10 protein-coding genes are annotated in these 14,365 nt (G+C 51.2%); 6 read left to right on the forward strand and 4 right to left on the reverse strand.

Annotated elements, in window-relative coordinates; translation table 11 throughout:
- The first annotated feature begins 174 nt into the window (after positions 1-174).
- A complete protein-coding gene (locus FH871_RS20725) occupies positions 175-1,719 on the forward strand; it encodes a tagaturonate reductase (protein ID WP_138993272.1) in 1,545 nt (514 codons plus the stop codon).
- Here the strand turns inward: FH871_RS20725 and FH871_RS20730 are convergent.
- Both FH871_RS20730 and FH871_RS20735 read right to left on the reverse strand, forming a co-directional pair.
- Positions 1,691-2,446 (reverse strand): LytTR family DNA-binding domain-containing protein, encoded by a 756-nt coding sequence (locus FH871_RS20730; protein ID WP_138993273.1) that lies wholly within the window; start codon positions 2,444-2,446, stop codon positions 1,691-1,693. The genes FH871_RS20725 and FH871_RS20730 overlap by 29 nt on opposite strands.
- Complete coding sequence (locus FH871_RS20735) at positions 2,443-3,513, reverse strand: sensor histidine kinase (RefSeq protein ID WP_138993274.1); 1,071 nt, start codon at positions 3,511-3,513, stop codon at positions 2,443-2,445. The genes FH871_RS20730 and FH871_RS20735 overlap by 4 nt, the downstream gene beginning before the upstream one ends.
- A gap of 777 nt (positions 3,514-4,290) precedes the next feature.
- Between FH871_RS20735 and FH871_RS20740 the strand changes: the two genes are divergently transcribed.
- From FH871_RS20740 to FH871_RS20750, 3 genes are all read left to right on the forward strand, one after another.
- Positions 4,291-6,978, forward strand: coding sequence for a TonB-dependent receptor (locus FH871_RS20740; protein WP_138993275.1), 2,688 nt, complete (start codon positions 4,291-4,293; stop codon positions 6,976-6,978).
- A gap of 101 nt (positions 6,979-7,079) precedes the next feature.
- Positions 7,080-7,733: a YceI family protein gene (locus tag FH871_RS20745; RefSeq protein ID WP_138993276.1), complete on the forward strand. Its 654-nt coding sequence runs from the start codon at positions 7,080-7,082 to the stop codon at positions 7,731-7,733.
- A 184-nt stretch (positions 7,734-7,917) separates the two neighbouring features.
- A complete protein-coding gene (locus FH871_RS20750) occupies positions 7,918-10,794 on the forward strand; it encodes a PQQ-dependent sugar dehydrogenase (RefSeq protein ID WP_138993277.1) in 2,877 nt (958 codons plus the stop codon).
- A gap of 71 nt (positions 10,795-10,865) precedes the next feature.
- On the opposite strand, the gene FH871_RS20755 is transcribed toward FH871_RS20750, so the two are convergent.
- Complete coding sequence (locus tag FH871_RS20755) at positions 10,866-11,630, reverse strand: NUDIX domain-containing protein (RefSeq protein ID WP_138993278.1); 765 nt, start codon at positions 11,628-11,630, stop codon at positions 10,866-10,868.
- Between the two features lie 102 nt (positions 11,631-11,732).
- Between FH871_RS20755 and FH871_RS20760 the strand changes: the two genes are divergently transcribed.
- Positions 11,733-12,923, forward strand: a complete 1,191-nt coding sequence (locus tag FH871_RS20760; RefSeq protein ID WP_229317439.1) for an esterase — start codon at positions 11,733-11,735, stop codon at positions 12,921-12,923.
- A gap of 27 nt (positions 12,924-12,950) precedes the next feature.
- Here FH871_RS20760 and FH871_RS20765 read toward each other — a convergent pair whose 3' ends face one another.
- Complete coding sequence (locus tag FH871_RS20765) at positions 12,951-13,370, reverse strand: DoxX family protein (protein ID WP_138993279.1); 420 nt, start codon at positions 13,368-13,370, stop codon at positions 12,951-12,953.
- A gap of 344 nt (positions 13,371-13,714) precedes the next feature.
- Here FH871_RS20765 and FH871_RS20770 point away from each other — a divergent pair, with 344 nt between their 5' ends.
- Positions 13,715-14,338 (forward strand): LuxR C-terminal-related transcriptional regulator, encoded by a 624-nt coding sequence (locus FH871_RS20770; RefSeq protein ID WP_138993280.1) that lies wholly within the window; start codon positions 13,715-13,717, stop codon positions 14,336-14,338.
- The last annotated feature ends 27 nt before the right edge of the window (positions 14,339-14,365 follow it).

Raw genomic sequence — 14,365 nt, forward strand, 5'->3', positions numbered from 1 at the left:
TGAATTAAGAGTTCTATGCGTCAGCCAACCGCACGGGCGGCCCCGTCTTAATTCATCACTCTTAACTCCTAACTCTTAACTTAGAATTGCGCTCTATTCATTTAGGATTTACTTTTACACAATACTGGTAACATTTGACGCCCGTCCAGGCAACCAATCAACGTATCCATCATCATGACACCACTGAATCGTTCAAATCATCCGGCCACCATTCACCCTGAGCGCGTACTCCAATTTGGCACGGGCGTTTTGTTGCGCGGATTACCCGACTACCTGATCCACAAAGCCAACCAGCAGGGTATTTTCAACGGCAGCATCGTTGTGGTGAAATCCACCGGTGGTGCAACGGATGAATTTGCCGAACAGGACGGTTTGTATACGGTGGTGTCGAGGGGGATTCAGAAAGGGCAGACGGTGGATAAACACACGGTGGTGTCGGCCATCAGCCGCGTCATTTCGGCGAAGGAAGACTGGAAAGCCGTGCTCGACATCGCCAAAAAACCGTCGTTACAGGTTATCATTTCCAACACGACCGAAGTCGGCATCCAGTATGTAGCCGAAAGCATTTTCCAGAATCCTCCGCAGTCGTACCCGGCCAAACTGACGGCTTTTTTATACGAACGATTCAAGAATTTTGGCGGTGGCCGCAGCAAAGGACTGGTGGTCATTCCCACCGAACTGATTACCGACAATGGGCTGAAACTGCGCGACATCGTCGAAAAAGTAGCCAAACACAACGAACTCGGCAAGCTGTTTATGAAGTGGCTGAAATACCACGTTCGCTTCTGTAACTCGCTGGTCGACCGGATCGTACCGGGAAAACCCGATGCCGAAACCCTGCTCCGGAAACAGGAAGAACTGGGGTATGAAGATAAGTTGCTGATCATGGCCGAACCCTACCGGCTGTGGGCCATCGAAGGCGACGACCGTGTCAAAAACGTGCTGACCTTTGCGAAAGCCGACCCGAGTGTCGTGATCGACGAAGACATCAACTTTTACCGTGAACGCAAACTCCGCGTTCTGAACGGCGGTCACACCATCAGCGTGCCGCTGGCGTATCTGCTCGGACTGGAAACCGTCAACGAAATGATGCTGCACCCGCTGATGGGTCGTTTCGTGGAGGAGGTGATTACGCAGGAGATTGTGCCGACCCTACCCGAGTGGATGATTCCGGAAGAAAATCCGGATGCCGTGCGCGAATTTGCCGCCGACGTGCTCGACCGGTTCCGCAACCCGTATATCGAACACCTCCTGCTCAGCATTACGATGCAGGAAACCTCCAAAATGCGCGCCCGGAATCTGCCGACCATTCAGCGGTTTGTGGAACAGCAGCAACAGGTTCCGCAACGAATGGTGCTCGGTTTTGCGGCTTACCTGCGGTTTATGAAAGCCGTTCGGTTCGAAAAAGGGGCTTACCTGGGCGAAGCGGCTACGCCCTCCGGTGGCATCATCACCTACCCCATCCGCGACGATTACGCCGAATATTTCTTCAACATGTGGCAGAAAGTCGATGTACACGATGCGGCTTCGGTACGCAATTTCGTTCACGCCATCTGCGACGATTCGGCCCTGTGGGAAATGGATCTGCGGCCCCTCAGCGGTTTTGCCGACGCCGTTGCCGAACAGCTCAATAACCTGCTCACGCTGGGTGTTGAAGCGACCATTGAACGCCAGGTGGCAACCGCCGAGTCTACGACCAGCGGCTCAGGAATTGATTAAACGCATCTTTGTGCTGGTCACTGACCGGAATGGTGGCCGAACCAATCTGGATGGTGTTGCGCGTTACAGCCTCGATTTTGTCCAGAGCGACGATAAACGAGCGGTGAACGCGCATAAACCGCCGGGAGGGCAGTTTGTCTTCGAGGGCTTTCAGACTCGTTAGCGACAGAATCGGCTTCGGAACAGCTTCGGGGCGGTCTTTCCTTAAGTGCACTTTCACGTAATCTTTCAGTCCTTCGATGTAGAGAATGTCATTGAAGGCAATCCGAACCAGTTGGTACTCCACTTTCAGAAACAGGTACTCTTCTTCCGGTTCGGGCGCAACCGGCAAGGCGATGGTGGGCCGGTTGATCAACTCAAAGTAGGCCCGGGCCTTGTTGGCTGCCCGCAAAAATTCTTCGTAATTAAACGGTTTGAGCAGGTAATCCAGCGCATCGACCTTGTAGCCTTCCAGCGCAAAATGATTGAAAGCCGTTGTGAAAATGATCCGCGGGGCGCTGCCGGTTTGGTTGCGTTCCAGCACACGGGCAAGCTCCATGCCCGTCAGATCGGGCATTTGAATATCCAGAAACAACAGATCGACCGGGTGATCGTGCAGGCCCTGTAAGGCTTCAACGGCGCTGCTGTAGCGACCAGCCAGGGTAAGAAACGGCGTTTTTTCGACAAACGCACACACCAGCCCGAGGGCCAGAGGTTCGTCGTCTACCGCAATGCAATTGAGGGTCATGTGAGTTGCAGGTTCAGATGAACCAGGTACTCGTTTTCGGGGGTGTCTTCTTTCACCGAAAGCTCATAGCGCTCGGGATAGAGCAAATCGAGCCGCCGACGTGTGTTGGTAAGGCCGATGCCACTGCCGACTTCGAGTGACTGATTTTTTTCGGGAAAGATCGTGTTTCTCACTTCCATTTCCAACTTTGACCCTTCCTGGTGAATCACAATACTGATCCGGCTGGGTCGCATGGCACTGACCCCGTGTTTAAAGGCATTTTCGACAAAAGGCAACAGCAGCATCGGCGCAACCGGCACATCCTGCAAAGGCGTCGGTTGTTCGAGCGTCACGGTTACTTTATCCGTCAACCGAAGTTGCATGAGTTGAATGTAATCCTGAACGAAGTCGATTTCCTTGCTCAGCATGGTGGTATCGTTACCGGTTTCGTAGAGAACGTACCGCATCATACGCGACAGCCGGTGCAGGGCTTCCCGCGACGCTTCCACGTCGAGGAGCGTCAGGGCGTAAATGTTGTTGAGCGTATTGAAAAAAAAGTGGGGATTAATCTGGGCTTTCAGAAATGACAATTCGGAACTGACCCGGGCCTGTTCCAGACTCAGCCGCAGCCGGGCATCCTCCTGCCACTTCTGAACGGAAGCAATGCTGGTTCCGATGCCTAACATCAAAAACGTGGTAACCAGCACCGACTGACTCCAGCCCCAGATATTCCGGGGTTTCCGAACCCCGCCCTCGGGGTGAAACGCCCTGAACATCAGCTCCGGCAAGTTAAACCAGGTATCGATGCTAAACAGCAGGATCAGGACAATGGCTGCCGTCAGAACGAGCGATCCAACATACATCCCGGTTTTGTCGCGGAAGAGCAGTTGAGGCACCAATACCAGCGTGTTGAGGTAAAAGGCCCCGACCAGCAGACAGAAGTAAATCCCCTGTTTGATCCAGAATAAGGTGGGCAACGTAACGTCCCAGTTCAGTGGCTGATAAACCAGCAGGGCAAAGCCCAGCAAGCCCCAGGCCAGAACGTGCGTCAGGACCGGGACATTACGACGTAACGTGAGTAAATTCATGGGATGATAGGATGATTGCGAGCAAAACGCTCAGGTTCAAAAATCTTTTGAAACGACAAAACAACCTGGTATCAAATGAAACCAGGTTGTCCAACTACCATCTCTATTAAAAAATATCTGTGCAGCAAGTGTATCTATGTAGTGATCGTCCGACTGGAATCAAGGAAGGGTGTCGAACGGGTAAAAGTGTCAATTGATTTACAATCATACGGCACAAAAGCCAAAACCGACGGGAAGAATCGACAAATTGCCAGCTTGTCCCGACCAATAGCCGATTTTTACCTATTAGCCCCCTCCGAACCTCTTTCCGGAACAAAACCGGTTCGATTTTGGCATTAATCGGTCAAAACACGCCTTTAGTCGACATCTGTAACTGGCTGGTATATCGCGTTTTGCGGGCCGTTTTTTCCGCTGTTGCTTTGTATCATTGATCAGCCGAAACCGGCCGCCAACCCACCAAACCGTTCATTTCACACAAAAATACATCATCGTATGAAAACCGCATTTGCTTCCATCGTTGCCGCTCTTTTGGTCAGTGCCTCATCCTTTGGTTTCGCCAACAGCACCCCCAAACCGTACGGTTTCCATTGGGTAATTTGTTGATCGGGACAACCGCCGATCGCTGGTTGTCCTGATCTTCATTCCAATAATACCATTTGGATTCATCGGTCAAAAGACGGCATCCGGCGACGTTTTCACGCCCTTAGTCTATTTCGTTTTTCAGAATCCCTCCACAATGGTTGATTTGCATATTCATTGTCTAATGAACTCAAAATCATGAACAAATTTTCCCTCTCTCTATTTGTTACAGTACTATGCAGTCTGGCTGCCGTTCAGACATTCGCCCAGTTTCCGGGCGGGGGCGGTGGTTTTGGCGGGGGTCGGATGGGACCCGGTGGCCAGCGCGGTGGTGAAAAAGAAAAAACATTCATTCCCGGAACAGTCGACGACGACAAACCCCGCGGCAACGGCAAGATTTCCGGTCTGATCATGGACTCGACTTCCAACAAACCCGTTGAATATACAACCATTGCCCTGCTCGACATCAAAACCGGCAAGCCCATCGACGGGACCACCGCCGATGGCAAAGGGAAATTTACCTTATCCAAACTCGCTCCCGGCGAATTCAGACTCCAATACTCCTTCATTGGTTACCAGAACAAGCTGTCCGGCCCGATCAAAATTGAGAAAGGTTCCGACATCAACGTGGGCGTGATCAAACTGTCGCAGGACGTTCGGCTGCTCAACGAAGTAACCGTTACGGGTCAGGCGGCTCTGATCGAAGAGAAAGTAGACCGGCTGGTGTATAACGCCGAAAAAGACATTACGTCCAAAGGGGGCGATGCCGCCGACATCATGCGGAAAGTACCGATGCTGAGCGTGGATCTGGACGGAAACGTCAGCCTGCGTGGCAGCAGCAACGTCCGGGTGCTGATCAACAACAAACCGTCGACGATTGTGGCCAGCAGCGTAGCCGACGCACTCAAGCAGATTCCGGCCGACATGATCAAGTCAATTGAAGTCATCACCAGCCCATCAGCCAAATACGATGCGGAAGGCTCTGCCGGTATCATTAACATTGTCACAAAAAAGAACACCCTGCAGGGCGCAACCCTGAACATGGACCTCGGCACGGGCAACCGGAGTTCGAACCTGAACCTGAACGCCAGCTATCGCCAGGGCAAAATGGGCTTCAACCTCGGCGGTTTTGGCCGGGCGATGTACAACATCCGAGGAGCCTTCAACAGTACGCAACAGACCATCGGCCAACTGGGCACGACCACTACGATTCAGAACGCCGATACCCGCCAGGCCGGGATGTTTGGCAACTACCAACTGGGTTGGGATTACGACATCGACAAAAACACCTCGCTGTCGGCCAGCCTGCGCTATGGCATGCGAAACATGATCAATTACCAGGACAACCTCCAAACCCTGTCGTACATCAACCTGCTGTCGACCATGACCGGTCGCAACGTGGAAACCAAAAACCTCTCCGGTACGGTCGATGCGAACGTGAGCTACACCAAAACCTACAAGCCGAACCAGGAATTCAGCATTCTGGGGTTATACAGCCGCAATAACAACACCAACAACTTTGTGGCGGAGCTGCTCAACGGTGTCGACATGCAAACCATCACCAGCCGCCAGCGCAACGACAACCTGAGCTACAACCAGGAGTCGACCTTGCAGATGGATTACCAGACGCCCATTAAAGCGAACCAGTTGCTGGAGTTTGGCGGAAAAGGCATCTTCCGGAACGTCAACAGCGATTACCAGTATTACACGACGATGGGCGATAACGAGAACTACCAGATAAGCCCGATTCAACCGGCCAATACGCTGAACTACGACCAGAATATCATGGCGACGTATGTTGCGTATACCTACGCTTCCAAAACGAAATGGACGCTGAAAGCCGGGGGTCGTTACGAATACACGTTTATCAATGCCAAGTTCAGCAACGAGCAGGGCAGCGATTTGAGTGACATTCCGGATTATGGTGTTTTTGTACCGAGTGTGAACCTGTCGAAAGGACTGAAAGGCGGAAAAATCGTAAAACTGGCCTACAACCGCCGGATTCAACGGCCGGGCATCCAGTTTCTGAACCCCAACATCAACTCGGCCAACCCCCTCAACACCAGCCAGGGAAACCCGTATCTGAAACCGGAATACACCGACAACGTTGAACTGGGCCTGAGCGGTCAGATCAAGAAGTTCTACATGAATGCGACGCTGTTTGCCCGCCAGACCAACAACTCCATTACGAGTGTTCGGGATGTGACGCAGATCAATACCGGAACGGAAGCCAATCCGGTTTATCAGCAAGCCATCAGCAGTACTTTCCAGAACATCGGGAAAGAGCAGGCCTACGGGGTGAATTTGTTTACCAATGTGACCCTGTTTTCCAAGTGGCAACTGGGTGGTGGTGTCGACCTGTACCATACCTACCTGACCAACAACAACGCCAGTGCCATCTACGGCGCTTCCAATTCGGGCTGGGTCATTGGGGGTCGGTTGTTCACGAGCGTCACGCTGAAAAATGGCTGGGGTCTCCAGGGTTTCGGCGGGGGCCGCGGACGGCAGATCAACCTGCAGGGCTACCAGGGCAGCTTTGCGTTCTACAACCTGGGTGTCAAGAAAGATTTCAACAACAAACGGGGCAGTATCGGCCTGGGTGCCGAAAACTTCCTGAACCACCCCTTCAAAGTACGTTCGGAATCATCATCACCGATTCTGACCCAGAGAAGCGTCAACAGCATGTATAATGCCGGGGTTCGGGTGAACTTCTCCTACCGTCTGGGTAAAATGAGTCTCGACGGTTCCGGCTTCAGCTTCGGCCGCAGGAAAAAAACCATCAACAACGACGACCAGAAAGGTGGTGGTGGTGACGATGGCGGTGGTGCCGTACAACAGGCTCCCGCCACCAGTGGCGCAACGGGCGGACGTCCCCGTCAAAAATAATTCGGAATACACCTGAATCGATTGCCGCACTTCCAGAACAAGCCCTTCTGGAAGTGCGGTTTACCTAAAACCGTATCATTTAACCAACCTCTCTATTTTTTATGAAAACGAAGCAAATTTTTGCCGGTCTGCTCGCCCTGGGTATGCTGGCTTCTACCCCACTGACCATCCTCGCCGGTACGCCCGGTTCCGACAAACGTCCGGGAAAAGTAGTCGCCAAAACCGTTACCTACGCGGTCGATACTGAACAAAGCACCGTGGTCTGGAATGCCAAGAAAGTAGGCGGTGAACACACGGGAAACATCAAATTATCGAAAGGCGAATTCGTTTTCAATGGCAACAAGTTGACGGCCGGTACGTTTACGGCCGACATGACGACACTCAGCGAGAATAAAAACAGCGAGCGCGTGGTGAACCACCTGAAAGGTGATGATTTCTTTTCCGTCGAAAAAAACCCAACGGCGGCTTTCAAAATCACGAAGCTGGATGCCATTTCGGGGGCCAAAGCCGGAGAAGCCAACTACAACGTAACCGGCGATCTGACCATCAAAGGAAACACCAACCCCATTACGTTTCCGGCAGTGGTGAAAGTAGCGGGCGACGCGGTGGAAGCCACGGCGAAACTGGTTGTCAACCGGCTGGCGTACGACATCAAATACCGGGCTGCGGTTATCGGTACGGCGGCTGATAAAATCATCGAAGATACCTTTACGCTGGATCTGAAACTGGTCGGCAAGAAATCGAAACCGATGTAAGTTGAATCGGCCCGGGCAGCTCCTGCCCCTGGCCCTCTGTCATTCGCTGTCAAAAGAATTTACGCATTTTCATTAATTAATATTATTTTTAATGAAATCCGGTATATTCTGATGGCAACGAATGACTTTTTTTATGGCGTTCGCTGCTCAACAAAAAACCACAAGGAATACCTGACCAATTAGTATGAACTACAAAGACTATCTATCAAAATCGCTTTCCATCCTGCTGAATACCGGGTTGCTGATCGGGCTGGCTTCGTTTACGATACAAGACAATCCCAAGGATCAAAAACCGGATGAGAGCCGGTTTACACCCGTCGTCATTGCCGAGAATTTAGACGAACCGATGGTGTTTGAAGTGCTCAAAGACGGCACGGCCTACATCATCGAACGCAAAGGCGCTTTCAAAAAATACGACCCGGCGACCAAAACCGTCAATCTGATTGCAACCATTCCCGTCAACACCAAATACACCAGTGCCGAAGGCGTCTCACGCGAAGCCGAAGAAGGACTGATGGGGCTTTCGCTGGACCCCAATTTTGATAAAAACCACTGGGTATATCTGTATTATGCCCACCCGACCGAAAAGAAACACATTCTGACCCGCTGGAATCTGGTCGATGACAAACTGAGTTCCGAAAAGGTGGTGCTGGAAGTGACGACCCAGCGCGAGGTGTGCTGCCATACCGGTGGTGGTATGACCTGGGACAAAGCCGGGAACCTTTACCTCACCGTTGGCAACAACACCGGCAACCAGCAGGCGGCCCAAACCGACGAGCGGCCCGGCCGCGCCAGTTGGGATGACCAGGGACACGCCGGGAACACCAACGATTTGCGCGGTAAGATTCTGCGCATCCATCCCGAAGCCGACGGTTCGTATACCATTCCGGAAGGCAATCTGTACCCGAAAGGAACCGCTAAAACCCGTCCCGAAATCTATTCGATGGGCCACCGCAACCCCTGGCGGATTTCGATCGACAGCAAAACCGGTTTTCTCTACTGGGGCGAAGTCGGCCCTGATGCGGGTGAAGACACCGAAATTGGTCCGCGCGGGTACGACGAACTGAATCAGGGCCGCAAACCGGGCAACTTCGGCTGGCCGTGGTTTGTCGGCAACGACCAGGCGTTCCCGGTTTTCGATTACGCAGCAAATAAACCGCTGGACAAAAAAGACCCCAAAAAGCTCGTCAACAATTCGCCCAATAACACCGGTTTGACAGAACTACCGCCGGTGGCGCCTTCCTTCATTTATTATCCCTACGGAATTTCGGAGAAGTTTCCGCTGGTGGGCAGCGGTTCGCGCAGTGCAACGGGTGGCCCGATTTACCATCGCTCCGATTTCAAAGACCCCAAGCGTCCGTGGCCGGCTTATTACGAAGGCAAGTGGATTGCGACTGACTTTTCGCGTGGCTGGATCATGGCGATTACGATGGACGAAAACGGCGATTACCAGTCGATGGAGCGGGTGTTGCCCAATTACCGCCCGGTCGAACCGATTGACATGAAATTTGGGCCGGATGGTGACTTGTATACGCTGGAATACGGCAGCAACTGGTTCCGGAAGAGCGACAATTCGCGGCTGGTTCGGCTCGAATACAACGGCGGGAACCGCAAACCGCTGGTGCAGGCAGCCGCCAGCAAAAAAGGCGGTACGGTTCCTTTCCAAATCACTTTATCGTCGGAAGGCAGCAAAGATTTTGACGGCGACGCGCTGAAATACCAGTGGAAAGTGGCTTCGGCCGGTGGAGCCGTCCGGTCGTTTACAACTGCCAACCCAACGGTAACCTTCGATAAACCGGGTGTTTATACCGCCACACTGACGGTGAGCGATCCGAAAGGCGCCAGCAACAGCCAGTCGGTCAAGATCATCGCGGGCAATGAACCGCCCGTTGTGGCCGTGAATTTAACCGGTAACAAGTCCTTTTTCTTCCCCGACAAGCCGATTCAGTACGCGGTTCAGGTAAGCGATAAAGAAGATGGTAAACTTGCCGGGGCAAACGCAACATCGGGGCAAATCAGTCCGTCGCGGGTCGCCATCAGCATCGATTACACATCCGAAGGCTTCGATTACGCCGAAGTGATTCAGAGTCAGCGCAGCGTCGATGCCTCGACGCAATTCGCCGTGGCCCAGACCCTGATCGGCCAGAGCGATTGCAAAGTCTGTCATCAGGTTGCCACTAAATCCGTTGGGCCGTCTTTTCATGACATTGCCAACCGCTACAAAGGCAAATCCGAAGCGTCGGGTCAACTGGTCAAAAAAATCATCAACGGTGGTGGTGGCGTCTGGGGCGAAGTGGTGATGCCCGCTCACCCGGCAATGTCGGCCGGTGATGCCGCTGCGATTGTTAAATACATTCTGAACAGCACCGAAAAAACCTTGAGCACCTTGCCGACGCAGGGTAGTTATGCGCTCAAAATTCCGGAAGGCGACAATGGGAAAGGGACCGTCTTGGTGCGGGCGGCTTATACCGACCGGCCGGTCAAAACCATTCCATCGCAAACCTCGGAAAGCCAGCTTATTCTGCGTAATCCGGAAGTAAGTCCAGCCGATGCCGAAGTAACCAAAGGCGTCGACATCAAAGCCCGGGGCATGGGAACCGGGGTGAGTTTGGTGGCTTTTTCAAAAGGGTACATCGGGTATAAAAAGCTGGATCTGACCGACATCAAACAACTGGAACTGGTTGCGTCGGCTCAGAAACGCGATGGCAGTGTCGGCGGAACGATTGAAATCCGGCTGGACTCCCCAACGGGCGACCTGATCGGCCAAACCGTTGTGGAGGTGGCGCAACCCAGAGCGCCGGGAGCCGCACCCACGGCGACGGCCATTCAAACCGCCGGTGGCAATGCGCCCACCGCCGGCACGGGTGTTGCCACTCCGCCCAAATCAACCACGGCGGCTGCTCCTTCTTACACACCCCGTGGCCCGGTTCCTCTGAAAGTTGCACTGAAAGAAACCAACGGGGTCCATGACGTGTACCTGGTTTTCAAAAACGACCAGGCGAAAGCCATCGAGCCGCTACTGTCCCTGGTCAGTATCAAGTTCAGCCCGGTAGAAAAATAAGGGTATTTTTATTAAAACGAACAGCGCCCGAGCCGAGGAACCCTCCGTTCGGGCGCTGTTCGTTTTGAACGTTAACTAAAGGCGAGATTGCCTTCCTGCAACGCTTTTTCGTACTTTTCTTTATTAAACCGGAACAGGTACGGCGACTTGAAAGCACCACCCTTCCGTTGTTCTTCCAGCCGTTCGATGATGCCCAATGCCCGCATTTTCTTGGAAAAATTACGGGGATCCAGCGGTCGGTTCAGGATGGTTTCGTAGAGTCGCTGGAGTTCGGGCATGGTAAATTTTTCGGGCAGCAGATTATACCCGACAGGCTGCCAGCTCAGTTGAACGCGTAAGGTCCTGAGAGCCACAGCGACAATATGATTGTGATCGAAAAGCAAGGAAGGCAATTTTTCAACATCCCACCACCGGCATTCATCCGTTAGAAAATCAGCGGTAGGCGTCACTTTCGAAAAATCAACCAGGGCAAAATAGCCAATCGATACGGTACGATCGGGCCATTGTCGGGACGATGTATCCGGCCAACTCAGTTTCTGGCTAATTTCCTGCCGGTTATACCGTACGTCTTCGCCAAAGGTGTGAAACTGTTGCAGAAAAAGCTCCTTGATCCCGGTGCGTTCTTCCAGAATGCGTTGAGCCGCCACATCGACCGATTCACTCTTGTAGATAAACCCACCCGGCAATCCCCACTCCTCGGTTTGCTTCCATCGTAACAACAACACTTTCAACTGGTTATCATAAAATCCAAAAATCACGCAGTCGATTGAAAGGCCCAACACACACCGTATGTCTACCTCTTTGAAATACTCCTCCAGTTGTTTTTTGTAATTCATAGGGAAAAAATAAAAAATAAGCTTTATGTATTCCTTACATATTCACTATTTATTTTTATACCCTGTCAGCAGTCGCAGACCCTGACAGGGTTAAACCTACCCATGATGAAATCATTCTCCACCCGAATTTTTCTGGGCTTTTTGTTTTTGGCCCGGTTTTCATCCGCTCAGGCGCAGCAAGCGCACGTTAATTTAGACTGGAATCCGCATAAAAACACCCAAAACCTGAATCCATTTGGTGCCAACGTCATCTCACCGGAGGTAAGCGACGATCATAGAGTGACGTTTCGACTCAAAGCACCCCGGGCTCAGGAGGTTCTTTTAACCGGTGGCCCCATGCTGCTGGCGCTCAAGGCGAGTAAACCGATTCCGTTTAAAAAAGACAATGATACCCTGTGGACCCTGACCGTCGGGCCAGTGAAACCGGATATTTACGTCTACAAATTTATCATCGACGGCGTAACCGTGGTCGATCCCAACAACACCCTCACCGGTTTTTCGGATCAGCCCGGCTACAGTCAGTTGGTCGTTCACGGCGATGGCCCGGCGTATTACGATGCCCGCCAGGTACCACACGGAACCGTAAGCCGCCACACGTACCATTCGGATGTGCTCAACGGCGAACGTGAATTGTACGTTTATACACCACCCGGTTATAACCCGAAGAAAAAATACCCGGTTTTATACCTGCTGGGCGGAAGCGGGGAACTGGCTTCCACCTGGTCGCTGGACGGGCGGGCCAACTTTATTGCCGATAATCTAATTGCAGAAGGCAAAGCCGTTCCGATGATTATTGCCATGCCCAATAACCAGGTGATTCACCGCAGCGATCCAAGGCATACCGAGCTGACGTTCAAGCTGTTTGAAGAAGAATTGAGAAAGCAGATTGTACCATTCGTCGATAAGCACTACCGTACGCAAACCACCCCCAAAGGCCGGGCGTTGGCGGGTCTGTCGATGGGCGGGCGACATACGCAACTGGTGGGTTTCAACTGCCTGGATTTGTTCAGTTCATTCGGTTGTCTGAGTTCTGGAGATTTGAACACAGAGCAGGCCAGCGCACCATTTTTGAACGATCCGGATATCAATAAGAAAGTAGATTATCTCCTCGTTGGACAAGGAACCGGCGAAGTAACCACCATTGGGCTACGAGCGGTTGCGTTGCATGAGGCTTTGCTAAAACACAATGTGAAGCACGATTATTACGTAGGGGGCGATGGTGCTCACGATTGGGCAACCTGGCGACATTTGCTCAATTACCGCTTGCTGCCCAATCTATGGCGAAAGAAATAGTTTAGTTTTCTCCTGCCCTATCGGTTGTCAACCCGGCCAAGTTTTATTGTTACGGCCATCGACAGAGTGCTTGCCGGGGCCTACAAAATAGAGGGTAAAATAGACCAGAAAATACAACAAAGGCATCTCTTTTTTCCCAAAAGGGTCTGCCCCGTGGGCAAAAAACGTAACCACCAGCATGTTGATCATGAGGATGATGGTAGCTACCCGCGTTTGAAAGCCAAGCAGAATCAGAATAGAACCAACAAACTCGGCCAGCATAGAAAGAATCAGAGATGGCATACTACCGATTCCAATGGGATCGCCAAAGGTGAAGTTACCGGCCAGTACTTTAGCGAATTTAGGCCAGCCATGCGTCAACATCAGAGCTGCAACGCCCATTCGCAGCACCAGCAGTGAAAAATGTACCATCGATGGGCTAGCCTTTGTTCCTAACAGTGGTTTCATAGCAGATTGTCTGGTTACTTACCTAAACGGCCTTTCGCAGGCGTCTGTTTAGTTTTTTTTGCAAAAATCCGTTTCGCCCGAATCCAGAGACCAATGTAAAAACTCTCCCGCCCGGATCGTTTTCCTTTCCTAATTTCCTGCTCTTTGAAGGTTGTCAGCTAATTTACTTTTCTTGAATAACTCTCTGGGTCAGGACTTTAGATACTGTTTAGCAGACCGTAAACTTCCATAAAAACAAATTATTTTAACCTCAATTGGTCGCAATTATTCCTCAAAGAAGTACTCTATAATTTACAATAGATAAGTAGTATATTGTATACAATTAAACACACAAACCACGCCTCATGAATACAATAATTGGTATACCATCTAATCATTTTATAGCTTCTTACATGACCGAAATTTCCAGATCGGTATGTTTAAGTATAAATATCATTTTTGACATTCAACAAGTTGAAAAGATCGTGAAACAGCAACCTGTTGATTGGGTCTTATTTGACATCTATGAGAAATCGACAATTTATTTTGATATTCTGCGAGAATTACGATTGCGGGAACGCTGTTTCCAATTAGCACTATTAGTAGACAATAGCGTTAATTATACAAAAATTATCGGCAATTATATTCAGGATTTAAAGCCCGACTTAGTCTGCGGTTTTCATGAATTACCACACTGTTTAAGGTTGATTTCTCTGGGACAGCGCTTTCTGCCTTCATTACCCCCCATAGCGCGAATGCACGCTATACAAGGATGGAATGAATTGACTGGGCGCGAAAAAGAAATATTGTGGGAATTAGCGGAAGGGAAATCTACAGCGGAAATAGCCGGCATATTATACATCAGCACCAAAACGGTCGAAAATCATAAGGCAAATATTTCTTCGAAGCTAAATGTAAATGGAGGGCCGGGCTCTTTGTTAAGATTCATTTTTAAAAATAGAGTATACATCTTATCAACAAAATATTAAATATAGAAACAAAAATAGGTAAACTAC

This window comes from Larkinella sp. C7 (assembly GCF_006149005.1).
GTDB lineage: Bacteria > Bacteroidota > Bacteroidia > Cytophagales > Spirosomataceae > Larkinella.